Source organism: Octadecabacter antarcticus 307, assembly GCF_000155675.2.
Lineage (GTDB): Bacteria > Pseudomonadota > Alphaproteobacteria > Rhodobacterales > Rhodobacteraceae > Octadecabacter > Octadecabacter antarcticus.
On sequence record NC_020911.1, the window covers coordinates 2,273,656 to 2,296,053 of the forward strand.

Consider the following 22,398-nt stretch of genomic DNA (forward strand, 5'->3'; position numbering starts at 1 on the left):
ACATAAAGCAAGTGGAGCGGGTAACGATCTTCATGGCTGGGTATAATCTTGTATCAATAGATGTCAAACGCCCAATAAAATATAAGGTATCTGTATCTTTTTTATATCGTCCAGCAGCAATGAATTGCTTATCTTTGGGCCCGTGGATATTTCTCGACTACGTCAGGAAATGTCACCGACGCTGTCATTCTGCAGTATCTGGAATTACATTCCAATCGCGATGCTACCGGCCTCGGTCGGTAGTGGTTCACTTTGGAGAAAAAGGAGGTGAGTTCATATAAGTCACTGATATTATTTGTAAAGTTGGCTCAAGCGGTAGGGCGGGCTACCTTAGAAATATTTCAAGACATTGATTTATATGACTTTATTTTCCTTGTGCCCGTGGGTGATGCCACAGTCCGTTGCCGCAGTATTGGTCTATTATCTGTTGATCCGCACTAGGTTCCCTAACTCGTGAGATCGTCGTACTGTGAAATTTCGACATGTATTGTTGAGGTAAAGGCTTGAGTTAAGAAGGCTTTGTAACGAAAGTTACAAAATTCGCCTTTCCGCCTTCAGCAAGGGATTTCAGCATTGTTGATAGGTTTTTTGCACCTGCGTCGACGGGCTTTAGCGACCCCGCATGTCACGTTCTTATGTGAGGCACCTCCGCTGGAGCAGAGGCGATGGCATCGGCACTGTGTTCTGGCACTCGATCAATTCACGTATTCAGGGCATTTTTATCAAACGTTTTGCCAAGCCAAGGCTTCATTTAAGGTTGCTATTGGGGTTGTATGATTAATGCAAACTCGTATTAGGTTGCTGCGAAATACCATAAATTAGGTGGAACAAAGACCTTGCTACTTGGGGAGAGCAGGGGCAGTGGATGAGTTTGAAGCTATATCTGCTTGGGTTGAAAGTGATTTTCTGACACCACTTTCTTATGAGGCGAAAATCGCTCCCCTCAGTGGCTTCTGTACAGGTTGCGGCACCATCAATGTCGCGTGCCAAAGTGCAACGGCGGCATGATCTGATGGTCGGTACACAGTTGAAATACGTTGACAGTGATGGTGGTAGATCTGATGTTCCAAGACGCTTAGATGTGGCCCCAACGCTATTTCCGAGGTGACGCTCAAGTTCTAACGACTTATACAGACCAATGGCGTCACAATAACATGAGGTAATGGCTAAAGGCGCTTATGAAATATCTTCAGTTAGAGACATTTTGACAATAAGTGGACAAAATAAGCTCAATCTTAGCGGTTCATGTAATGCTCTTTCTTGAAGTAGTCTTATTATCAAACCATGTGATGATGCCTTTAGCGCCCCGAAAGCCGCGTTGTTGCCCACCGTGACAGCGCCTCTACCGCGAGCCACAGGATGAGCGACAAGCATGCGAGCACAATCAGCGCTGCAAACATAAGCGCCGTCTGGCCGCGACCGTTCGACATCAGCATAAGATGCCCCAAGCCTTGCGATGACCCTACCCATTCGCCGATCAGAACCGCCAGTGGTCCGTAAACAACCGCCAATCGCAGTCCCGACAGCAGGCTCGGCACCGCATAGGGCAAGCGCAGCAGCAGCGTTTCGCGCCAGCGGCCAGCTCCTGACAAATGTGACAAGTCGCTCAACCCTGCCGGCAGTGCCATCAGCCGGTCAAACAGAGCAGACGCGATTGGAAAATAGGTCACAAGGGCGATGGTGACAATCTTGGACGGCATGCCATAGCCGAGCCAAAGGGTGATCACAGGTGCCAGTGCAAAAATGGGTACGGCTTGGGCCACCACTAGCATCGGACGCAGCAGCCACCGCGCACGCCGCGACAAGGCGAGCAACAGGGCCGTCTCGATGCCCAGAATGACACCGATTCCCAGGCCGAGAACAAGGTTGCCCGCAGACCATAGCGCGTTTTCCCACAGGAGAGCGGCATTGTGCCAAAGAGCCTGTGCCACCAGAGCTGGTCCAGGTAGGATAAAGCGTGGCACACCGCTCAAGGTCACGATTGCCTGCCATATGGCCAATGCTACAAGCAACGCAAATGTGCCGCGCCAAAGGCTATGGCTGGCGCGCAGCATCACGCCACGTCCCCTGTTACAAGCGCGCGCATGCGCTGCAACAGCGCTGCCTGTGCAGCAAGGTTTTCAACGACGTCAGATGCACGTGGAGGCAGTGTCGGCGGCAGAGCGCAAGGTGTGATGCCTGCACGCGTGATCATCCACGCATCATCCGCCAGCCGGACTGCCTCGGCGGGGTCGTGGGTGATAAGAACAACGGTTCGCCCTGCCAGAAGCCGCACCGCAAGATCCTGCACCGTGTGTCGCGTCATTGCATCAAGGGCCGAGAACGGCTCGTCCAGTAGGACGATTGCGCGGTCCTCATAGAGGGTGCGTGCGAGGGTTACGCGCTGGCGTTGTCCGGCGGACATTTCGGCAGGCTTGCGCTCTTCAAAACCTGCAAGACCAACATCTTCCAATAAGGCGCGCGCGCGATCGGAGTGCGCCCGTTCGCCCCGCAAGCGTGCGCAGATCGTAATGTTGTCCTGAGAGCTGGCCCACGGCAGAAGTTGATCATCTTGGGCCATCATCGCCACGCGCGGCGCGATGGGAACGCCATCATCGGCCATAATCTGTCCGTCCAGATGCGCCGCACACGGCAAACCGGCGACCAACCGTAGCAGCGATGTTTTGCCAACGCCTGAGGGTCCAAGCAGTGCGCTCCACCGCGCGGCAAGCAGGGTCAGATCAAAGCTGTCAATCAGGGGCGTTTGCTCTGCGCGCAAAGTCCCCTTTATTTGAATGGCGGGTGCGGTCATGTGCCGCCCGGATTTTGCGCCATGTCCCAGAACCCAATCTCTAGCTGTGTGGCGGTGTTGAACCGTGTTTGGAGTGTTTGGGCGCGCGGCAGAAGATGCCAATCTGGCCCGAGCCGTCGCACTATGGAGCTGTCCAGCAGCGCGCCGACATCGTGACACAGCGCTTGGTAGTCCGGTCCAGTGTAGGTATCGCACCATTGCGCAAAAGGACCGGTATTGCCCTTGAGCCGCCTACCGATTTCACCATATCCCAAAACGCAAGGCGCCAATGCCGCAAGCAGGTCCAGATAATCCCCAGAGTATCCCGCCTCTAAGACATAGCGGGTATACGCCAGGTTACCTGCCGCCTCTTGGGTGGCCTCAAGGGTTGCGCTGTCAATGCCGTGGGTCGCACAGATCTTTACATGTAGCGGCATTTCTATGTGTACGAGAGCATGAACTGTCGCACTGGCGGCGGCCATTTCGCTGTAAGTTTCAGCCTTGGCCGCCGCCAGCGCCCACGCGCGGGCAAAGTGGATTAAAAACACATAATCCTGTCTCAGATAGTGCAGGTAGCTGGCTTGCTCCAGTGACCCGTCCCGCAGTCCTTCGACAAAGGCATGGTGCGTGTAGTCTATCCAATCCTGTCCCGCAGCTGAACGCCATAGGCTAAACGCATGCCCGTAGTCAGGTGCGATCATTCAGCCACCTGCGCCGTCACGTCGACAACCAGATCGGCTGCAGGTATTGCAACATCAACGGCACCCTGATTGACCAAAAATGTCTCGAAACGGGCATAGCGGCCATGATCCACGGCAGCTGGGCGGCTGGCAAACCGCGCCCATGTATCGCCCCATGCACGGGTGTTCAGCTCGTTGCGCAACTCGGCGCTGGTGGCAAAGAAGACCTCGCCCATGCCTGTCGGGTCATTTAAAATATCGGCGGTGGCGCGTTCGGTTGCTAGCAAAAAACGTGCAATCTTGTCACGGTTGAGGCCTTCAGCGCGGGCCACGTAAATCAGTTCGTCGTAGGATGGCACGCCTTCGGCTTCGGGATAGAAACAACGCCCTGCGATGCCTTCGATGTCCATCTGATTAAGTTCAAAATTACGGAACGCGCCGATTACGCCATCGACCTGACCGGACATTAAAGCAGGCGAAATGGACCACCCGATATTGATCTGTTCGACATCATCGGGGGACACACCGTTATGGGTCAGCATCGCGTCCAGCAGCATCTCTTGCAACCCTGCAACAGCAAAGCCTACTTTGCGCCCTTCCAGATCGGCCACCGATTGCACAGGGCCATCAGCGCGCACCACAAGACAGGTCATTGGTGTCTCAATCAAAGTGCCGACGCGCACAAGTCCCAGCCCGTTGCGGCTGTTGAGATGTAGTTCTGGCTGGTAACTGACCGCCAAATCAATGCGCCCTGCTGCGAGCATGCGCGGCGGATCGTTGGGATCGGCCGGGGTGATTACCTCAACCTCAAGACCTGCATCGGCGAAATATCCCAGCTCTTGGGCCAGAATGATCGGCCCGTGATTAGGATTGACGAACCAATCTAGCATGATGGTCATGCGGTCCTGTGCAAGCGCAGGCGTGGTGATAAGCGTGAGGGCGAGGATTGTTATAATACGTTTCATGAATGTCTCCGTCAGGTGGATTGAGGTGTGAGTTATTGTTCAGGCAGGGCGAGCAGGGCGATATCGCCCGCCCACCGGTCGCGTAATGTGGTGCAGGCATGATGCGCGCGCAAACCCGTACGGCAGGCCAATACGATACGGGTATCGGACGGGGGCAATGCCAAATCGGGCATGGAGCCAGTCTGTAGATGCAATGCGGTATCGCGAAACGGGGCAGGGACCTCATCGCGCAGATCAATGACAAGATCGGTTGGCGTGATCTGGTTTTCAGCAATGAAAAGGGCGGGGTGTGCAGGCTCTGGTGCTGCGTCAAAGCGAAATCCGGACATGCGCCAGTTTGTGGCGTTAAAGATCATCATCTGACCCAAAGGTGAGGGTGTCAGCCCGAGCAAGACGCTCAAGGCCATCTGCGCTTGCATCGCACCCATTGTGGCCACCACAGGGCCAAGTACCCCTGAGGTTGCACAGGTTGCAGCACTGCGCGGCAGGTCGGGGAACACGGCACGCAGGGAGGGTGCCGTTGCGCAAAATCCGCCCACATAGCCTGTTAGTCCCAATGCAGAGGCTGCAATCAGCGGTTTGCCTGCAGCAAGGGCGGCATCAGACAGGGTGAAACTTGCGGCAAACGTATCAGCGCAATCAAGCACAACATCCGCTTGCGCCACCAAAGTGGGTGCGTTGGCTGGTGTGAGCCAGTCAACAATAGGGTGCAGGGCAACATCGGGGTTCAGAGAGGCCATGGCATCGGCTGCAGCCAGCGCCTTTGGGCGGCCCACGTCTGCCATACGGTAAAGCGGCTGGCGATGCAGGTTACTCTGTGCCACCGCGTCGCCGTCGATCAGCGTGATCATACCCACGCCAGCCCCCACAAGATATTGCAGCACCGGCACCCCGAGGCCGCCCGCGCCTGCAACCAGAACATGGGCCGCGCGCAAACGGTTTTGACCTTTGGTTCCGACTTCGGGTAGGACAATCTGACGAGCGTAGCGGCTCATGCGGTCGCCTCTAGCCAAGCGTGAATGCGGGCTTTGGGATCTGCATGCAGGGTGATGTCTGTCACTGCCGCCACCGTATCCGCCCCTGCGGCAAAGGCCCCTGTGGAGCGTTCCACCGACATGCCACCAATGGCACACAGCGGGATATCCCCGATCAGGGCTTTCCATTCTGTCAGCCGGTCAAGGCCTTGTTCGGTCCATTTCATTTCCTTCAAAATGGTTGGATAGACGGGGCCCAAGGCGATGTAATCAGGATCCAGCGCCAACGCGCGGTCTAGCTCGGCAAGGTCATGGGTTGAGACACCCAGCTTGATTCCAGCACTACGGATCGCTGCGATATCGGCTGTGTCCAGATCCTCTTGCCCCAGATGCAGCCAATCTGCCCCCAGATCAATCGCCAGTTGCCAGTGATCATTGATCACCAGCGTGGCACCGTGGTGTCGGCACAGGGCCTGAGCGGTGACAATCTCTGTGTGCAAAGCGTCATTAGCGCGGTCTTTCATGCGCAGTTGCACCAGCCGCACGCCAAGTGGGACTGCGCGGGCAATCCAATCAGCACTGTCGAAGACGGGGTAGAAACGCGGCAATATCATAGCCAGGCCTTTCCAATGAGGGGGGTGGATGGGACGGCCATGTCGCGCATACCCATGGGGCCAGAAGTTGCTGCCAGCGCACCGGCCTCAGTGGCCAATGCAAACGCGCGGGCCATGGTCGCGGGATCATCCGCTTCGGCCACGGCTGTGTTGAGAAGGATCGCATCGAACCCCATCTCCATCGCTTGCGCTGCATGGCTTGGCAGGCCAAGACCCGCATCAATCACCATCGCCACATCGGGAAATGCTGCGCGCAGGGTGCGCAGCCCGTGGATGTTGTTTAGCCCCATACCAGACCCAATGGGCGCGCCCCAAGGCATCAGCACATGGCAGCCCGCGTCTACCAGCCGCGCGGCAAGCACCTGATCTTCGGTGGTGTAAGGGAACACCTTGAAGCCATCAGCACACAGCACTTCGGCTGCCTTGATCAGGCCAAACGGGTCAGGCTGCAGCGTGTCGGAATTGCCGATCACCTCAAGTTTGATCCAGTCAGTCTGGAAATACTCACGTGCCATCTGCGCCGTCGTGATCGCCTCGCGCGCTGAATGGCATCCTGCTGTATTGGGCAGCAAATGGACACCTAGCCCGCGTACCATATCCCAAAATGCCTGTCCCGCGCCACGCTCACGGCGCAGCGATACGGTCGCAACCGACGCTCCACTTTCGTGAAACGCGTTCTCCATCACGGCGGGCGAGGGGTAGCGCGCAGTGCCCAGCATCATAGGCGTTTGCAAGTCCACCCCGTAGAAATCACGCATGGCTTACCCCCCCTGCATTGCGGTTAAAACTTCGATATGGTCACCGGCTGAAAGGGGTGTGTCGTCTCGCAGAGCTGCAGGCACGAAGACCCCATTGAGCGCGGTGGCGACCCGCGCATCACCCCAGCCCAATTCTGCCAAAGCATGACTTAGATCGGTGGCTTTGATCTCGCGCGGCTCTCCGTTCACTTCAATTTTCACGAAATAGATCCCCCGTTTTGCCTGTTGAAAGAAAAGTGGCCGCTTGTTCGGCCAATGCCGGCGCCATTAAGAATCCGTGGCGGAACAACCCGTTGAGATGCATCACGTGTCCCCGCTGCACCACGCGCGGCACGTTGTCGGCAAAGGCCGGGCGCAGATCGGCACCCATCTCGATTATCACAGCCTCGGCAAAGCGCGCATCAAGCGCATAGGCTGCCGATAAAAGCTCAAGCGCCGAGCGTGCCGTCATAGGGCCGCGCGCTGCGCTTTCGATCTGGGTTGCACCCAACATGAACAACCCGTTCGCACGCGGCACGACATAAAGCGGATGGCGCGGGTGCAGCAGACGGACGGGGCGGGTCAGCATGATCTCGTCCGATTGCAGTACAATCATTTCGCCACGTACCCCACGCAGGCCCTGCAAATCGCCCTGAGCGGCCAGACCGCGACAGTCGATAACTGGACCTTGCACGTTATCCGGTGTGATCTCCGTCTGTTCGATGAAAACGCCCAAGGCGGCAAGGCTGCGCACCAGATCGCTCAAGGCCTGACGGGGGTCCAGATGGGCCTCTTTGGCAAAGAACAACCCACGTTTGTGCCGTTCCCCTAGATCAGGTTCAAGTGCAGCGATCGCGTCACCATCGCAGGCGACATGCCCGATGGTGCGCACGGCAAAGCGGTCTAGTTCCGCGCGGTCCCGCTCAGGCGCGAGCACAAGCGTACCCTGGGTGCTCACGGTGGTGACATCACCCCATAAAGCAGCGGCCTTGCGCCCATGGCTGATGATGGGGGTCTCTGCTGTTGCACCTTCGCATTCAGGGGCCAGCATGCCACCCGCCCACCACGAACAGGTATGTGGCCCCGGTGGTCCGGACCGATCCGCCAGACGGGGGCGCAGGCCCCGTGCGAGGCAGGAGCGCGCGGCCCAAAGACCTGCAACGCCTGCACCGATGATGGTTACATCAACCATTGGGCCAGACCTTATGGAAATGGTGGACGGGGCCATGGCCGTGGCCGATATCCAGACGGTCAGCTGCCTCTATGGCCCCTTGCAAGTAGGTATGGGCCATGCTCACCGCGGCGGTCAGTGGCATTTTGCGTGCCAGTCCTGCGGCGATGGCGGCCGACAGGGTGCAGCCGGTACCATGCGTGTTGCGCGTGGGGTGGCGGCGGGCTGATAGCTGCAACACATCGTCCTGCGTGACCAGCAAATCAATGCAAACGGCACCGCTTGCGTGGCCGCCTTTCATTAAAACGGCGCGTGGACCCAGCGCCAGAAGCGCGCGGCCTTGTTCGCGCATCTGGGTTTCGTCTGTTGCCTCGGGGGTGTCCAGCAGGCGCGCAGCCTCCGGAAGATTCGGGGTCAGCAGATCTGCCAATGGCAACATTCGTGCACGCAAAACGGCAACTGCATCATCCGCTAACAGCGCATCCCCTGATTTGGAAACCATAACCGGATCAAGAACCACTGGCGCTGGCACTGCGCAGGCCGCCAGCCCTTCTGCAACGGCACAAATTGCGTCCGGTCCACCAAGCATTCCGATCTTGATCGCACCAATTGCCAGATCGTCGAAAACCGCACCCATCTGGGCGCGGATGATCTCGGGGGTAAGCATTTTGACCGCTGTAATAGTGCGGGTGTTCTGCGCGGTAATTGCGGTCAGGACACTGGCACCATAAACACCGAGCGCGCTGAAAGTTTTAAGATCAGCCTGAATTCCAGCGCCGCCGCCACTGTCGGAGCCTGCAATTGTCAACGCCTGAAAAGCCACACGTGCCCCCATTAATAAAAAGGGTCAGACGCATTGAGAAACGGAGGGTTTACGGCTGTATGGTCACAGCGACACTCCGTTCCCTACGCCGGAATGACCCGGATCAGGTTCGATGGGTCGGTTTTCACCTCTCAGCCATGACGGCACCCCAACGGATATGGATTGCTAGCCGTCAGAAATTTAAAAGTCAAACACTCTTCCGTGGCGCGACTGCTCTTTCCTTGGACTGGTTTTAACTTTCTACCTAATTGAGATAAGCCACCAAATTTTATCACCGTTACCACGTCGTTTGGGCGACGAAATATCGACATAAGGTTTTGCGCGGGCCGATGCGCGAACGGATCCGCGATATCATTCGACAGTCTTGTGCTGAGATGGGCGTGCATATTGTGAAGGGTGTTCTGGCAGGTGACCACGTCCACATGTTCATATCTGTCCCGCCACAATTCGCACTGTCCAAGGTGATGCAGCGGAGGCTTTGTTGCACACAACAGCATGAGGTCTGACTTCCCCTTACCCCTGATGGGGCTTTGTTGCACAAATCGCCCTTATGGCGTGCTTCCCCTGACCCCTGACGGATTCAGCCTACAGTAACGGTGTTTGGGATGCCAAGGGCGGTGAAGCCGTTGAGTATCGCGGCACGGATTTGGACTTCCGCAACTTGCCGGTCAAAGTCTCGTGCGGCCAGGCGCTGCCCGAGTAGTTTCAAACAATGCATCTTTGTCTCAACACGACTCCTGCGGTGGTATCCGCTCAAGCGACGCCATTGAGCGCGGCCGAGATCCTTTGAGGACTGTACCGCTTCGTTTCGGGCTCTGGCCCCCAGCGTATCCGGCTTCCATAGCTTGGCATTCTTGCGTGGCGGGATGACAGCACGGGCATTGCGGGCCGCAATCGCATCATGGCATTTGCGGGTGTCATATGCCCCATCTGCTGTGACACTGCCAATCTTCTGATCTGGTGTGATCTGACCGAGAAGGTTGGGCAACATGGGTGGGTCTCCAATGCTGCTACTCGTCACTTCGACCGCGCGTATCTCCAACGTTTCTTCATCAATCCCTATATGTATCTTGCGCCACACCCGACGTTTCGGCCCGCCATGCTTGCGAGCGTTCCACTCACCTTCGCCCTCAACTTTGATGCCGGTACTGTCGATAAGGAGGTTTAGCGGGCCCTTTGAGCCCTGATACGGGATGGTAACCGATAGCCTTTTCTGACGCCGACATAACGTGCTGAAGTCTGGGACCTCCCAGTCAAGGTCGATCAATTTCAACAGGCTTTCCACAAAGCCCGTCGCCTGCCTCAAAGGCATTCCGAACAGCACTTTCAACGTGAGACAGGCTTGGATCGCCGCATCGCTATAGCGTGGCTGGCGGCCCCGTTTGCCCCCCTCTCATGGTTTGCAAACAAACCACTGCCGGGCAACGGTAGGCGCAGCTTTCCAAGTGACCTCTGGGTTAAACCAAATGGTCAGTGACCCGCGTCGCTTCAGGGCCTTGTTATACTCAGGCCAGTTCCTCGTGCGGTAAATCGGGGCGATAGGTTTACTCATGACGCCAGCTACCATGCTGGATTTACAACATGAATCCCTGATACGAGACTATTTGTGCAACAAAGCCCCTAATGGATCGAAACCACCGGCTTCTAGCCGGTCAGCTTCAGCGAATCTATGATTGATCTTCTCTCCTGAATTTTGAAACCCGCATTAGCAGTATGGTTTCAAAATTCAGGAGAGAAGATCATGCGTTATTCCTCATCCGGTCAAACGCGATTTTACCACAAATTTCACGTCGTGTGGGTCACAAAATATAGATACAAGGTTTTGCAGGGTGCGATGCGAGAGCGGATACGCGAGATTATCATGCAAACATGCTCCGAAATGGGCGTCCATATCGTGAAAGGTGTGCTGGGACGCGATCATGTGCACATGTTCCTGTCGATCCCACTAAAACTGTCCCTGTCCAACGTTATGCAACGCATAAAGGGCCGCTCGTCGCGCCGCATCCAGATGGAATTCCCTGAGTTGCGCAAGCGCTACTGGGGCAGGCGGTTTTGGGCACGCGGATATTTCTCAACCACCTCTGGAAATGTGACTGACGACATCATCACGCAGTATCTGGAATTGCATTCCTCTAAATGAGGCTACTGGCGTCAGCCGGTAGTCCTTCACTTAAGTAATTGAAATATATTACTTTAAAATCCTGCGAAGGCCGTCCGGTTTCTGATTTGTGCGACTTCCTATACAATTTTAGAGTAGTCGTTCCGAATGATCTATGGATAATATTTAGGAGGTTTACGAAAGCCGGGATAATGCTTGCTGATCTCATACGCTTTGAGGATCGGCCGAGGACATTGTTTGATTTTGAGAAGCCGAAGTCTGCTGCTCTTATGAGTGCGCTTGATCAAGCCAACGACAGGTTTGGCAAGAAAACGTTGGTCTTCGCGAGTGAAGGGATGAAGCAACCTTGGCAACTTCGGTCCAATCACCGAAGTTCCAGGTACACGACGCGGCTTGTTGATTTGCCGGTTGTTCGTTGCGGTAATGGTGCGGCGTCCCGTGTTTGAGTGAACCACAAAAAGGTTTGGGTCTGGTTCGAAATCGGGAGCCATGAAGTCGACGGCAAAGTCGATGCGAGACGGGCAAGGCTGATTTCGCTGCGCCGTAGTAATCGCGAGTCCTTAGCAAAATCACGGATTGGTGATGTAGTCAAAAATTACTGCAAGAATTCGGTCTAAGAGTGGGTCAACAATGCCCCACTATATGAACGAAGGGCTGCCCGTGTCTCTTCTCAGTTGAAAGGAGACAGATCTGGTCGGCTTTGCGGGCTTAGGTCTTTGGACATTTTTACTCCTCAATCTACGAAGGCGCGTTCGACAACAAATGTGTTGGGCCGGTTGTTTGACCCTTCTGCAAGGCCAAAGCCTTCCAGGGCTACTTTGGCGTCATGCAGCATGGCCATCGAACCACATATCATGCCACGATCAATGTCTGGTGTGATCGGTGGAACGCCAAGATCGCTGAACACTTTGCCCGATGCCATCAGGTCTGTGATACGGCCTTTAAATGGATAGTCCTCACGCGTAGCTGTGCTGTAAAGTCGCAAACTCTGGGCGAATTCTCCACAAAGTGGGTCATCCTTGACTGCTGCAACCAGCCCTTGGCCATACGTCAGCTCTGCGACGTCGCGGCAAGTGTGGGTCAGGATGACCTCGTCAAATTTTTCATACGTATCAGGGTCACGGATCAGGCTGGCAAAGGGTGCAATCCCTGTACCGGTTGAGAACATCCAAAGGCGTTTCCCAGGCAGCAACGCGTCATTTACAAGCGTGCCCGTTGGCTTTTTACGCATTAAGACTGTGTCGCCTACTTTGATTTTTTGAAGGTGTTCAGTCAGAGGACCTTCTGGAACTTTAATCGAATAAAATTCAATTTCCTCATCCCAATTGGGGGATGCAATTGAATAGGCGCGAAACACTGGTTTTTCAGTATTTGGAAGGCCAATCATGACAAACTCGCCAGAGCGGAACCGAAAACTATCAGGTCTTGAGATGCGAAATTTAAACAGTCGATCAGTATAATGCTCAACAGACGTTACACTTTGCGCAAAAACACCAGCCGGTATCGGAAATTCTAAAGTGGGAGTCGTAAGGTCAACTGTCATGACTAAATCCTTCTTAGGCGGTTGCCGGGCTTTCTGAATGGCGGGGCAGCTTGTCTTGCTGTTCCGCCCACTGATCAGCGTCGATAGGAGGCGACCCTTTGTCAGCAATATCTCGGATACTTTTAGTTCAAAGCGACCCACTTTTAAGTGATAGTTATCTTGTCTGTTTTGATTACATCAACTGGCAAACCTCGATGCAACCTAGGTATTTGAAGTTAATATTCTCATCCGTTACGCAGTATTTCACGTTGTCACCTTTTCATTTGTATACTAATGAATAAGCATCTTCTCGCTATGTGTGTCAACTGCAGTTATTCAGAGCCCTTGTCTGCGAGAAAAGCACTTGACGGGATCATGAAAAAATATTCGTATGCAAATGAAATTTGGAACGCTTGGGAGACTTAATTTGGCAAAGCTGGTTATAAAAAATATTGGTCAAATTCTCTCGGGGAAATTAGAACAGCCAATTTTTGATGGGGATTGCCTCATCGCGCTGGATGGAAAAATTGCAGAATGGGGCTACGAAAAGGACCTCGACTGTGAGGGGGCAACGACGATCGTTGGCGCCCACGGCGTGACTCTTGCGCCAGGTTTGATCGACAGTCATATTCATCCGGTCGTGGGGGATTATACACCGCGCCAACAGCAACTTAACTGGATCGACAGCACGCTGCATGGCGGTGTGACGACGTTAATATCGGCGGGCGAAGTGCATATGCCCGGGCGCCCCAAGGACATTGTTGGCCTGAAGGCGATGGCGATTGCATCCCAACGTTGGTACGAAAATTTCCGTCCCTCTGGGGTCAAGGTTCACGCAGGTGCGCCGGTGATCGAGCATGGAATGGTCGAAGAAGACTTCAAAGACCTCGCCGATGCGGGTGTGAAGTTATTGGGTGAAGTTGGTCTTGGCACCGTCAAAGACGGTAAAACGGCGCAACAAATGGTGAATTGGGCGCGTAAGTATGGCATCCAAAGTACGATCCACACAGGCGGTCCATCTATCCCCGGATCTGGTTTGATTGACGCGGACATGGTGATCGAGACCGGAACGGATGTGATTGGTCACATCAATGGTGGGCACTCGGCGCTTCCAGATGACCAGATCATTTGCCTGTGTGAAAGCTGTTCTTCCGCATTTGAGATTGTTCATAACGGCAATGAACGCGCGGCGGTTCTGGCGCTGAACACCGCGCGCGAGCTGGGCAAGCTTGATCAGATCATTCTAGGCACTGACGGACCTGCGGGTTCTGGCGTTCAACCTCTAGGGATTTTACGCATGGTTGCGATGCTGTCTGCCTTTGGCAACGTTCCTGCCGAACAGGCGTTTTGCTTTGCTAACGGCAACACTGCGCGGCAACGTGAGCTGGACACTGGCTTGGTTGAAGTCGGAAAATGCGCTGACTTTGTATTTTTGGACAAAGCGCAACATGCGCCTGGAAAAACGATGTTTGAATCTGTCCAACAGGGAAACCTGCCCGGTGTTGGGATGACGATCATCGATGGTAAAGTATGCTCTGAGCGGTCGCGCAACACTCCGCCTGCTGATCGTCTGCCAGAGCGCATTTTGTGAGTTCACCGCTTGCTTGCTTGAAGGTCGTTGAGTTTGCCCCCATTCTTGCAGCGCCTTGGATTGGGCAAACCTGTCAGATCTGGGGGCTGAGATTATAGAAATGGAAAGCCCCGAAGGGGATAACACGCGCTAATGAGGGCCGCCCTTTATCGATCATGATGGTGATCGATCTGCCGCCTATCGCTGTAAAAAGAGCCGCATTATAGATTCTAACGTAACGGCTCCATTGCCCCCTATGTCAGGGATGTTGTCCGCTGCTCTATTTTTCTTTAATTTTCAGGTGGGCGGGATAGGACAATGACGTGGGATACTCACCAGAACGAAAATCGGCTGTTCTGAAGCGGATGCTGCCGCCGAATAACTTGGCCATTAGGCAGCTTTCGCAGGATGAAGGGATTTCCGAGGCGACACTGCACAAGTGGCGGGCTGAGGCGCGCAGCAAGGGGCAACTTCTGCCTGCTGCTGACGCTGGGCCCGAGGGCTGGTCGTCTCGCGATAAGTTTGCAGCGGTGTTGGAAACTGCGGCGCTGAACGAGGTCGATCTCTCGATCACGTTTGGACTTGGGTATGGCGTCACCAGCGCTGCAGAAGAGGCTATGAGATTTTGCGGAGTAGATTGACCAAATTCCGCTGCTCGTTCGCGGTGAGCGGTGAGAGGGTCTCTTGAGTGATGTCTTTGCCGATGACTTCTAGGTCACGAACCAAGGCCGAACCTTTTTCAGTCAGGGTGATGACCGCGCGTCTTTTATCAATTTGATCAGGGCGGGAATCAACTAAACCTTTTGTCTTTAGGCGGTCCACGACACCTTTCACGGTCGCCACGTCCATTGCAGCAATACGACCCAAGTGATTTTGTGAAATTTCACCCATTTCAGAAAGCCTTATCAGCGTACTGAATTGCGTCGGGGTCAAATTCTCCAGCGCATGCTTTTGAAAAATGGTCGAGTGGCGTTGGCTCGCCAACCGTAGCAAAAAACCGACCTGTTGGTCGAGGTCATACTTTTTTTTGCTCGCTTGGTTCACGGCTGCCTCCATGGTTTCTGATACCTTACTTGTTTTCAGGTAATCAACCAATCATTGGGCGCCCAAAATTAACGCAAGCCGTCTTTGCCTTTTACATCGTTGTGGACCAATCCACCAACGCGTGGAAGCGGTCGGCCACTATCCGTGACGGCAACTGCCACCATGATTTCATTCCCACGCGGGGCGTCATTCAAGCGGACTTCGATAGCGTCAAAATGGCTCCGCACATATGCGGCGTCTTTGTGACCTAAGGGCACATCAAGCACTTGCCCCGGACTGCCCATTTTCTTGGACGAAGCGACAAGGGCCGCACCTTTATCAACCGCGACGCGCAACGGCGCGCCAAGTTTTGGGTGCAAGATCGCCGCTGCATGTTCAAGTTCACCGTTTTCACCGACCATCGCAGATTTCCCATAGCTTTCTGCTTGATCCGGTGTGATCCCAAGAGCTTGCACGCATTTTTCGCCCAACAACGCACCCAGCTCTGCGCCTATATCCATCAAAATAGTCAGGTCTTCGTGGTAGGTGCCCGCAAACGGGTTTTCTATGACGGCGACAGCAACAGCCTTGCGCGTGGCAGGTGAAATTTCGCGGCCAATTTCACGGTGCGTTTCTTCAATGTTCACGGCAATTTTTCTGATGTTAGCCTTCATCGTAAGCCATCCTTTCCGATAATATCTGCGACGGCTAGCCCACCCGCTCTGTCATGGATGCGTGCGCCAGTGCTCATGACCAGAGCCAAAACCATCTCGTTGGTGCGCGGTGTGTCGTTGCTTCCCACTTCCATAGAATCGAAATGACTGCGGACATAAGATGCGTTTATGTGGGTAATAGGGACGTCCAGACGCCCTCCAACACCTGTAACTTTCTTGCATGATGGCACAATAGCGTTCGAATTCGCCAACACTTGGCGCATCGCATAGCCGCCTGGTGCATGCCACAATGCTCCGTGTTCAAGCTCGCCACCTTCACCGATCATGGCTCCTTTGCCGTAGCCTTCGATCTGATCTGCACCGCCCAGCATATCAAGCAAGCGTTGCGCCATGCTGAGGCCCAGCGGCTTTAAGTCTTCCATAAAGCCTTGAATTTCGGACTCGTAGCGTCCGGAAAATGGGTTTTCAATGATGGCCAAAGCAGCGGCACGGCGCAAAGATTTTTCAGGGCGCGGACCGCCCTCATGAAAAATTTCTTCTACGGAGTAGATCATTTTACGTACAATGACGTCAGGCATAATTTAGGATCCTTAAAGTAATTGAAAGCTGTTTGGGGCAGGTAGTCTCGGATTGGCCTTGCAGAAACAAAGCCGCACCCGAGATGAGGTTTTGGTCGATATAAGCGTTTGTGCGTGCTCGCCCTTTGGATAACGCATCAGCAATTTCGCGTTGGGACAGCGGTCCACAGGCGACCACCACAGGCAGCTCGCCCAGATCACTTGTGTCATCTAGGACATGCGCAGGCTTTCGTATGATTGCTGCGTGCTGTGGAAGGTCAACAGCATTTGCGATTAGGGTCGCTGCCACGTCTGCTTGTGCCGCGTTTGCAGCCAGCACCGTGACGCTATCTGCGATGCCAAGGCTGAAGCTGCGCCCGTGACGGCCACTTGTAGCTATTCCCCGCATTTGGTCGTGATGATGAATTGATACACGGCCCAAGTCAGCGCCATCATGTCCGGCCATGGCAAGTGTGAATGACTGTCCTTCAGTCAAGTGCAGCGCGATATCACCGCCATTGTTGACGTAGGCCCGTGACAAAGACGCGGTGCACATTGCCATTAAAACTGCATCTGCAACGCTGCCTGCGACTGCTGCCATGCGTGTAACAAACGCGCCTTCACTGAAGGGTCGCACGGCGTGATCCATGCGGCAGGCGATATCGCCTGACGGCGCCAGTACATCCTGCGTAAGTGGCAACTGAAGTTCGCTCAGCTCGGGAACAATTTCGCTCAGGACAGTGGCAAACCTGTTTTTGGCGAGCGTAAAAGCGCTGAGCCGATCACCATCTGCGCCCACAATGAGGTCAATGGGGCCATGCTGCAAATGCAGACGTGTGCCACAAGGCAGTATGTCAGCGCGCGCTTCCATTAATGTTTGTCGCTTTTCGGCCAACGGTAGTTAGCGCGAGACATCGGGTCATGACCCTGACCGTTTTGTTGGACGCGTCGCAGACTGTCGGTCTCCATGTCCTTAACGGGTCTAATCTCTGACATGTGGCCACCTAGCGCGCTGTAATCGCTGACCCGCAGGGTAAATTCGATCGGTGCAACGAGGGCAGGAGTGGGAACGTAACCAAATGATCCGGTTGGCATATCTAGGATATCAACCATCACTGTAATACCACCACCGGGCCAGACATAAGCATCGGCCCCGCCACAGGAAACGTGCGTCAGTGATTCCTTGACAGACCGCGTCAGGCGAACTGGGTTTTCTGTTACACCCGCGCGCAAGCTGCCACCTGCGCCGCCCATGAACAAAACAGAACACACTGAAGGTTCACAGTTTTCGGCAATCAGATTGGCGGACACACGCAAAACATCGGGCATCTCAGCGGGTTGAGGCACAAGATCAGCATCCAGTTCAAAGTATGCAGATTGTTCGCCCGTGGTGGACACCATCAACAGGCTCATGCCCTCTTTGGCAAATTTTGGGTTGAACGGCCCGAGGATTTTCAGAGGGTCATCAATGTCCGTTCCACCCCACCCTGTTCCAGGTTTGGCAACTTGAAAATACCGGCCAGGGGTCGAACGACGCCCGATGATTTTGAGGCCAGTGGCTTGGACATGAAGTTCTTTGCCAGCCTGATGTTCTGACAAAACGCCGGTAATGTGATCGTCGACAACGACGACATCATCAACGTGACCTAACCATTGCTTTGCGAACATCCCAATTGTCGCCGATCCACAGCCAACACGCATCAGCTTTTCTTCGCCTCCATTAATAATGGGGGCTTTGCCAGCTTGAATAATCACGTGTGTGACGTTTTCACCTTCGCCGATGCAGACTTCAACGGCTTCGCGGTTACACAGACGCAGTAGCGCGTCACAGGTCAAGCGGCCTTCTTTTTTTGTCCCACCAGTCAAGTGTTCCACGCCACCTAAGGAAAGCATTTTTGAACCGTATTCCGATGTCATTACATGACCGATGGCCTCGCCACCCGCAAAAACAACGTCGCGTTCGTGCCCGATATGGCGATCCGTATCGATTTTAATTTTTACACCACAGTAGGAAAAAATTCCCTCGGTTACGACAGTAACCATATCCACGCCGTCAACGTCTTGACTGACAATGAAGGGGGCAGGTTTGTAGTCCGGATACGTCGTGCCAGCACCAACCGCAGTTACAAAGGGGCGGTTCCCTTTTACGATATCTCCATCCCACTCCTCAGGCGAACCATCCTGCAGAAAAGGCACAAGCTTTTGATCAGTGCTTTCAATAATGGTAAGCGGGTCTATTCGTATCAGATTGCCATCATGGTTCGCGTACCTGTCGCAGGCCCCGGATTTGCCATCTGCAATGAAGCAATTTACGGGACAGGCGTCGCATCTGATCTTTTCCGGCTTCACAATGTCGTTCATTAGGCATTGGCCTTTATCGCGGCTCGGACACGCGCAGGCGTAGCGGGGACTTTTGTGATACGTACACCGACGGCATCATGGATCGCGTTAAGGATGCAGGGGGCCGTTGGGATCAATACGTGTTCCCCCAGACCTTTTGCCCCATATGGGCCGTGTGCGTCCGGTTCTTCGATGATGATCGTCTCAATTGGTGGAATGTCCCCGATTGTCGGGATCAGATAGTCGTGCAGGTTTTCGGTGCGGCCCGGAATGTATTCTTCCATCAATGCCATCCCCAAACCCTGCGCGATCCCACCATGCACTTGACCTTCAACCAGCATCGGATTGATCGCCTTACCAACGTCATGGGCTGCAACAAATTTGATGGGTTTAACCGTTCCAAAGGCAGTGTCGACCTCAACAACAACCAAATGTGCGGCATATCCGAACTGTGCGTAGGGAATACCTTGGCCGTTTTCATCGAGCGGTTTAGTGGGCGGATCATAGGTTTCTTCGGCCCTAAAGACAAAGCCTTCAGCGTCTGAATTTAAGCTTGCCAAGTCAAATTCGTATGTGCCAGTTATGTCTGTCGCACGGACCACGCCAAGATCAAACGTAAGCGTCGCGTCGTTGGCAACGTTCATCTTTTCCAAGATCGATGCTCGCAAAGCTTCGCCAGACAGGCGCGCCGCGTTGCCAGACACATAGGTTTGGCGCGATGCGGATGTCTTACCCGCATCAGGCGTCACATCCGTATCAGGACCAACGATCTTCAGGAGTTTGGTGGATATGCCCAAGGCTGTCGCAAAGATTTGCGAGATGACGGTATTGGCTCCTTGTCCAATATCCATCGCGCCTTGGTGTAGAACGACTGTCCCGTCCGCCCAAATGCCTGACTTTATTGTCGACGGATTGGGCAGGGACGTATTGCCACAACCGTACCAACCTGCAGCAATGCCGACACCACGTTTAAGGGTTGTATTGGCTACATTAAACGCCGTTGCTGTTTTGCGTTCGCTATCCCATGCGGGTCGCAAGCTTTCCAGACATTCGCCAATACCGACACCTTGCGAAAACACCTGTCCACACACCGTTGGCACATTGTTTTTAAGTGCATTCAGAATGCGGAAATCAAGCGGATCCATTTCCAGTTTTGCGGCCAGCTCATCGAACAAACATTCCTGCGCAATCGCAGACTGTGGCACACCAAACCCACGGAACGCGCCTGCTGGTGGGTTGTTTGTGTAGATACCTTTTGATTCCGCGCGGTAGTCTGGAATCTGGTAAGGGCCAGATGCGTGGATCGGCACCCTATTGGCAACCGTTGGCCCCCAGCTTGCATAAGCGCCAGTGTCAAATTCGCCGTAAAAACTGAAGCCGCTGATCTTACCATCTTTGGTAGCGCCGATTTTAAGGCGAATGTCGGATGGATGCCGCTTGGTTGAACTTTGCATTGACTCAGTGCGCGTGTAGTTCAAACGCACAGGCCTACCCGTTTTTAACGTGGCGAGTGCCAGAAACGGCTGCACCGAGATATCAAGTTTTGAGCCAAAGCCACCCCCGACAGCAGTGGGGATAATCCGTATCTTTTTGCGATCCATGGCAAGAATTGCTTCAAGCGCGTCCAAGTCCATAACGGGTGCCTGAGTGCAGGCGTGGATCTCGACCCTGTCGCCATCCATTTGCGCGAACCCCGCTTCCGGTTCAATATAAGCATGTTCAACAAATCCGCTGTTGTATTGGCCCTCGACGGTCACGTCTGCATTTGCGAACGCCGCATCAGGATCACCACATGCAACGAACCCACCGCACATAACATTTCGTGTGCGATCTGCATGCAATTGACCTGCGCCTGCTGCTTGCGCCGATGTTACATCAGTTACTGCGTCCAGCTTTGTCCAAGTGACTGGGAAGGTTGCAGGATTAAAGTTGCGGATCGCTTCGGGTGTGCCAATAATTGCCGCGACAGCTTCGCCGCGAAACCGTGCTTCGGCTTCAGCAAAAACGGGCTGGTCTACAAACTGCGGGATGACGCCAAAAAGGTTGCGACCCGGTATGTCAATCGCCGATAGCGTGGCTTCGACGCCGTTGGTATTGACAACAAATGCATCCACATCGCCCAGCTGAAAAGCTGCACGCGCATGGGGCGAGCGGATCACAAAAATTTCGAGCGTGCCCATCGGTGCGATATCATCACCAAAGGTTTGCGCCCCTGATACCTTGTTCAAGGCATCTATATGTCGAATAGGATCACCAACAATGCCAGCATCGTCGCGTGCAACGGGTGCTGTGCCAACAACCGCATCAATGATTTTGCGATAACCCGTGCAACGGCACAGCACACCACCAAGGGCATCTTGTACCTGTCGCACGTTAGGTGTTGGATTTTCACGCAACAGCGCAACCGCAGATACCATCATGCCCGGCGTGCAAATCCCGCATTGTGCCGCGCCCATATCCTGAAAACGCTCCGCGAGCGCCTGTGTCGTATTGTCCGTTTTATAAAGGCCTGCTATCGTTTCGACATTGCGGCCTGCCACTTGCTGCGCAGGGGTCAGGCAGGCGCAAATTGGTGCGCCATCGAGCAAAACGGTGCAGGCGCCGCAATCGCCGGCATTGCAACCTATCTTGACATCACGTGCGCCTAATTCTTCGCGCAGCACTTGTGACAGGCGGACGCCAGGGGCGGGGAAAACCTCAACCGTCTTGCCATCAAGACAAAACTGCGTGCCTGTGATATTCGGGTTTTCATTCATCTCTCAACGCCCTTTGAATTGCGCGTGTGCATTGTTCTGCTACGACGTCCAGCCGATAAGATCCGCTGCCACGTATGTCATCAATAGGCGACAGAGCAGCGAGGTGCTGTCGTGCAACAACAACCTGTTCAACCGTTTTGCCAATCATGTCTTCCTCAAGACCATATAGGCGCTGCGCGACAGGCGAACACGCACCAACGGCCACGCGGGCATAGGTGATTTTTCCATCCGCATTGCAAGCCACAACAGCGCTACTCATTGTGATTGAGATCACAAGGTACTTGCGACTGCCTAATTTCTCAAAAGCGGAACAGGTATTGTTCGGCGCATCGGGAATGATGATCGCTGTCAAAAGCTCGTCATTAGCGCGATTCGTTTGCCGTACACCTTGGATGAAGTTTGACAGAGCGATGGTGCGTGTGCCGCGTGCTGCACTACACAATTCGACCTGTGCCTCTAACGCAAGTAGGGGGGGCACACCGTCAGCAGCCGGAGACGCGTTGCACAAGTTACCTGCAATCGTCCCAGCATTTTGAATTTGGACACTACCAACTTCGCGCGCGGCCTCTTTCAGGCAATCAAAGGCAGCGGGCAAATCCGCTTGAATTAACTGGCTCCATGTCACGGATGCGCCCAAGCGGGTGCCATCTGCATCATGTGAAATGTCTGCGAATCCCACTATTGCAGTCACATCAAGATAATAATTGGGCTGTATCCCTTGCTGGGCGGATGGATAAACATCCGTTCCCCCAGCTACGATTATTCCACCAGCTTCAGCCAATAGTTGCAAAGCAGAAGCTAGCTCAATCGGACGATGATATGACACGACGCCTCCTATTTATTTTCGTTAGTATGCAAATGATATTGACTCCTAGACTGTCTTGTCAATAAAGTTTGTGCCCGATCGCTATTATTCAGTGCCGATATATTGCTTTGTTAGGTTTCGTTCAAAGTTTAGGTGCGAGAGCCAAGTGGTTTTATGGTTGTGCGGACTTGCCCAGCACTTGCAGGAGCGCCTTGGAGTGTGGAGTTGCTAAAGGAGCGCTGACACTTCAGTTCATCTATAAAGTGATGAAATTTTTGGTGCGCCACCTAGCAAAGTT

22 protein-coding genes, 4 pseudogenes and 1 riboswitch are annotated in these 22,398 nt (G+C 54.2%); of the genes and pseudogenes, 7 read left to right on the top strand and 19 right to left on the bottom strand.

The window, feature by feature from the left end; translation table 11 throughout:
• Positions 1–135: 135 nt before the first annotated feature.
• Positions 136–243 (top strand): annotated as a pseudogene (locus tag OAN307_RS29980) (IS200/IS605 family transposase); the annotation flags it as partial.
• A 1,055-nt stretch (positions 244–1,298) separates the two neighbouring features.
• Here OAN307_RS29980 and OAN307_RS11515 read toward each other — a convergent pair.
• The 10 genes from OAN307_RS11515 to thiD are packed head-to-tail and all read right to left on the bottom strand — an operon-like array spanning position 1,299 to position 8,746.
• Positions 1,299–2,054, bottom strand: a complete 756-nt coding sequence (locus OAN307_RS11515; RefSeq protein ID WP_051067994.1) for an ABC transporter permease — start codon at positions 2,052–2,054, stop codon at positions 1,299–1,301.
• A complete protein-coding gene (locus tag OAN307_RS11520) occupies positions 2,054–2,791 on the bottom strand; it encodes an ABC transporter ATP-binding protein (RefSeq protein ID WP_044043595.1) in 738 nt (245 codons plus the stop codon). Before OAN307_RS11520 ends, OAN307_RS11515 begins: the two co-directional genes overlap by 1 nt.
• Positions 2,788–3,471, bottom strand: a complete 684-nt coding sequence (locus tag OAN307_RS11525; protein WP_015499925.1) for a TenA family protein — start codon at positions 3,469–3,471, stop codon at positions 2,788–2,790. The genes OAN307_RS11520 and OAN307_RS11525 overlap by 4 nt, the downstream gene beginning before the upstream one ends.
• Positions 3,468–4,415, bottom strand: coding sequence for an ABC transporter substrate-binding protein (locus OAN307_RS11530; protein WP_015499926.1), 948 nt, complete (start codon positions 4,413–4,415; stop codon positions 3,468–3,470). Before OAN307_RS11530 ends, OAN307_RS11525 begins: the two co-directional genes overlap by 4 nt.
• A 32-nt stretch (positions 4,416–4,447) precedes the next feature.
• Complete coding sequence (locus OAN307_RS11535; protein WP_015499927.1) at positions 4,448–5,410, bottom strand: HesA/MoeB/ThiF family protein; 963 nt, start codon at positions 5,408–5,410, stop codon at positions 4,448–4,450.
• Positions 5,407–6,003 (bottom strand): thiamine phosphate synthase, encoded by a 597-nt coding sequence (locus OAN307_RS11540; protein WP_015499928.1) that lies wholly within the window; start codon positions 6,001–6,003, stop codon positions 5,407–5,409. The genes OAN307_RS11535 and OAN307_RS11540 overlap by 4 nt, the downstream gene beginning before the upstream one ends.
• Positions 6,000–6,761, bottom strand: coding sequence for a thiazole synthase (locus OAN307_RS11545; protein ID WP_015499929.1), 762 nt, complete (start codon positions 6,759–6,761; stop codon positions 6,000–6,002). Before OAN307_RS11545 ends, OAN307_RS11540 begins: the two co-directional genes overlap by 4 nt.
• A 3-nt stretch (positions 6,762–6,764) precedes the next feature.
• Positions 6,765–6,962: a sulfur carrier protein ThiS gene (thiS, locus tag OAN307_RS11550; protein ID WP_015499930.1), complete on the bottom strand. Its 198-nt coding sequence runs from the start codon at positions 6,960–6,962 to the stop codon at positions 6,765–6,767.
• Positions 6,952–7,932, bottom strand: a complete 981-nt coding sequence (locus OAN307_RS11555; RefSeq protein WP_015499931.1) for an FAD-dependent oxidoreductase — start codon at positions 7,930–7,932, stop codon at positions 6,952–6,954. The genes thiS and OAN307_RS11555 overlap by 11 nt, the downstream gene beginning before the upstream one ends.
• Positions 7,925–8,746: a bifunctional hydroxymethylpyrimidine kinase/phosphomethylpyrimidine kinase gene (gene thiD, locus OAN307_RS11560; RefSeq protein ID WP_044043596.1), complete on the bottom strand. Its 822-nt coding sequence runs from the start codon at positions 8,744–8,746 to the stop codon at positions 7,925–7,927. Before thiD ends, OAN307_RS11555 begins: the two co-directional genes overlap by 8 nt.
• Positions 8,747–8,797: 51 nt before the next feature.
• Positions 8,798–8,895: riboswitch (TPP riboswitch) on the bottom strand.
• A gap of 99 nt (positions 8,896–8,994) precedes the next feature.
• On the opposite strand from thiD, the pseudogene tnpA (OAN307_RS11565) reads away from it, so the two are divergent.
• Positions 8,995–9,207: pseudogene (tnpA, locus tag OAN307_RS11565) on the top strand (IS200/IS605 family transposase); the annotation flags it as partial.
• A 107-nt stretch (positions 9,208–9,314) separates the two neighbouring features.
• Here the strand turns inward: tnpA (OAN307_RS11565) and OAN307_RS11570 are convergent.
• Positions 9,315–10,286 (bottom strand): annotated as a pseudogene (locus OAN307_RS11570) (IS5 family transposase).
• A 189-nt stretch (positions 10,287–10,475) separates the two neighbouring features.
• Between OAN307_RS11570 and tnpA (OAN307_RS11575) the strand changes: the two are divergent.
• Both tnpA (OAN307_RS11575) and OAN307_RS29985 read left to right on the top strand, forming a co-directional pair.
• Positions 10,476–10,874 carry an IS200/IS605 family transposase gene (gene tnpA, locus OAN307_RS11575; protein ID WP_015499933.1) on the top strand — a complete coding sequence of 133 codons (399 nt, stop codon included), beginning with the start codon at positions 10,476–10,478 and terminating at the stop codon, positions 10,872–10,874.
• A gap of 248 nt (positions 10,875–11,122) precedes the next feature.
• Complete coding sequence (locus tag OAN307_RS29985) at positions 11,123–11,299, top strand: DUF4113 domain-containing protein (protein WP_245541052.1); 177 nt, start codon at positions 11,123–11,125, stop codon at positions 11,297–11,299.
• A gap of 287 nt (positions 11,300–11,586) precedes the next feature.
• On the opposite strand, the gene OAN307_RS11585 is transcribed toward OAN307_RS29985, so the two are convergent.
• Entirely contained in the window at positions 11,587–12,396 is an 810-nt protein-coding gene (locus OAN307_RS11585; protein WP_015499935.1) for a ferredoxin--NADP reductase, read from the bottom strand.
• 370 nt (positions 12,397–12,766) lie between these two features.
• Here OAN307_RS11585 and OAN307_RS11590 point away from each other — a divergent pair, with 370 nt between their 5' ends.
• The 3 genes and pseudogenes from OAN307_RS11590 (at position 12,767) to OAN307_RS11595 (ending at position 14,586) form a co-directional block, all read left to right on the top strand.
• A complete protein-coding gene (locus OAN307_RS11590; RefSeq protein WP_015499936.1) occupies positions 12,767–13,966 on the top strand; it encodes an amidohydrolase family protein in 1,200 nt (399 codons plus the stop codon).
• Positions 13,963–14,096, top strand: a pseudogene (locus OAN307_RS29990) (CoA transferase); the annotation flags it as partial. The gene OAN307_RS11590 and the pseudogene OAN307_RS29990, both read left to right, overlap by 4 nt.
• A gap of 172 nt (positions 14,097–14,268) precedes the next feature.
• Positions 14,269–14,586: a transposase gene (locus OAN307_RS11595; protein ID WP_015499937.1), complete on the top strand. Its 318-nt coding sequence runs from the start codon at positions 14,269–14,271 to the stop codon at positions 14,584–14,586.
• Here OAN307_RS11595 and OAN307_RS11600 read toward each other — a convergent pair.
• From OAN307_RS11600 to OAN307_RS11630, 7 genes are read right to left on the bottom strand one after another with little or no spacing between them, the layout of a single operon-like run.
• On the bottom strand, positions 14,561–15,040 hold the full coding sequence (locus tag OAN307_RS11600) for a MarR family winged helix-turn-helix transcriptional regulator (RefSeq protein ID WP_015499938.1): 480 nt from the start codon (positions 15,038–15,040) through the stop codon (positions 14,561–14,563). The genes OAN307_RS11595 and OAN307_RS11600 overlap by 26 nt on opposite strands.
• A gap of 17 nt (positions 15,041–15,057) precedes the next feature.
• Positions 15,058–15,642, bottom strand: coding sequence for an amino acid synthesis family protein (locus OAN307_RS11605; protein WP_015499939.1), 585 nt, complete (start codon positions 15,640–15,642; stop codon positions 15,058–15,060).
• Positions 15,639–16,220, bottom strand: a complete 582-nt coding sequence (locus tag OAN307_RS11610) for an amino acid synthesis family protein (protein WP_015499940.1) — start codon at positions 16,218–16,220, stop codon at positions 15,639–15,641. The genes OAN307_RS11605 and OAN307_RS11610 overlap by 4 nt, the downstream gene beginning before the upstream one ends.
• Positions 16,213–17,070: a UPF0280 family protein gene (locus tag OAN307_RS11615; RefSeq protein WP_015499941.1), complete on the bottom strand. Its 858-nt coding sequence runs from the start codon at positions 17,068–17,070 to the stop codon at positions 16,213–16,215. The genes OAN307_RS11610 and OAN307_RS11615 overlap by 8 nt, the downstream gene beginning before the upstream one ends.
• Positions 17,070–18,560: a hypothetical protein gene (locus OAN307_RS11620; RefSeq protein ID WP_015499942.1), complete on the bottom strand. Its 1,491-nt coding sequence runs from the start codon at positions 18,558–18,560 to the stop codon at positions 17,070–17,072. Before OAN307_RS11620 ends, OAN307_RS11615 begins: the two co-directional genes overlap by 1 nt.
• Positions 18,560–21,295 carry a molybdopterin-dependent oxidoreductase gene (locus OAN307_RS11625; RefSeq protein ID WP_015499943.1) on the bottom strand — a complete coding sequence of 912 codons (2,736 nt, stop codon included), beginning with the start codon at positions 21,293–21,295 and terminating at the stop codon, positions 18,560–18,562. Before OAN307_RS11625 ends, OAN307_RS11620 begins: the two co-directional genes overlap by 1 nt.
• Positions 21,288–22,121 (bottom strand): FAD binding domain-containing protein, encoded by an 834-nt coding sequence (locus tag OAN307_RS11630; protein ID WP_015499944.1) that lies wholly within the window; start codon positions 22,119–22,121, stop codon positions 21,288–21,290. The genes OAN307_RS11625 and OAN307_RS11630 overlap by 8 nt, the downstream gene beginning before the upstream one ends.
• Positions 22,122–22,398: the final 277 nt, after the last annotated feature.

Bases quoted from the DNA above. Each gene is read 5' to 3' on its own strand.
- OAN307_RS11615 (WP_015499941.1), bottom strand. From the start codon at position 17,070: ATGGAAGCGCGCGCTGACATACTGCCTTGTGGCACACGTCTGCATTTG.
- OAN307_RS11610 (WP_015499940.1), bottom strand. From the start codon at position 16,220: ATGCCTGACGTCATTGTACGTAAAATGATCTACTCCGTAGAAGAAATT.
- OAN307_RS11625 (WP_015499943.1), bottom strand. From the start codon at position 21,295: ATGAATGAAAACCCGAATATCACAGGCACGCAGTTTTGTCTTGATGGC.
- OAN307_RS11555 (WP_015499931.1), bottom strand. From the start codon at position 7,932: ATGGTTGATGTAACCATCATCGGTGCAGGCGTTGCAGGTCTTTGGGCC.
- OAN307_RS11620 (WP_015499942.1), bottom strand. From the start codon at position 18,560: ATGAACGACATTGTGAAGCCGGAAAAGATCAGATGCGACGCCTGTCCC.
- OAN307_RS11545 (WP_015499929.1), bottom strand. From the start codon at position 6,761: ATGCGTGATTTCTACGGGGTGGACTTGCAAACGCCTATGATGCTGGGC.
- OAN307_RS11535 (WP_015499927.1), bottom strand. From the start codon at position 5,410: ATGAGCCGCTACGCTCGTCAGATTGTCCTACCCGAAGTCGGAACCAAA.
- thiD (WP_044043596.1), bottom strand. From the start codon at position 8,746: ATGGGGGCACGTGTGGCTTTTCAGGCGTTGACAATTGCAGGCTCCGAC.
- OAN307_RS11590 (WP_015499936.1), top strand. From the start codon at position 12,767: ATGCAAATGAAATTTGGAACGCTTGGGAGACTTAATTTGGCAAAGCTG.
- OAN307_RS11585 (WP_015499935.1), bottom strand. From the start codon at position 12,396: ATGACAGTTGACCTTACGACTCCCACTTTAGAATTTCCGATACCGGCT.
- OAN307_RS11605 (WP_015499939.1), bottom strand. From the start codon at position 15,642: ATGAAGGCTAACATCAGAAAAATTGCCGTGAACATTGAAGAAACGCAC.
- OAN307_RS11515 (WP_051067994.1), bottom strand. From the start codon at position 2,054: ATGCTGCGCGCCAGCCATAGCCTTTGGCGCGGCACATTTGCGTTGCTT.
- tnpA (WP_015499933.1), top strand. From the start codon at position 10,476: ATGCGTTATTCCTCATCCGGTCAAACGCGATTTTACCACAAATTTCAC.
- OAN307_RS11525 (WP_015499925.1), bottom strand. From the start codon at position 3,471: ATGATCGCACCTGACTACGGGCATGCGTTTAGCCTATGGCGTTCAGCT.
- OAN307_RS11540 (WP_015499928.1), bottom strand. From the start codon at position 6,003: ATGATATTGCCGCGTTTCTACCCCGTCTTCGACAGTGCTGATTGGATT.
- OAN307_RS29985 (WP_245541052.1), top strand. From the start codon at position 11,123: ATGAGTGCGCTTGATCAAGCCAACGACAGGTTTGGCAAGAAAACGTTG.
- OAN307_RS11520 (WP_044043595.1), bottom strand. From the start codon at position 2,791: ATGACCGCACCCGCCATTCAAATAAAGGGGACTTTGCGCGCAGAGCAA.
- OAN307_RS11530 (WP_015499926.1), bottom strand. From the start codon at position 4,415: ATGAAACGTATTATAACAATCCTCGCCCTCACGCTTATCACCACGCCT.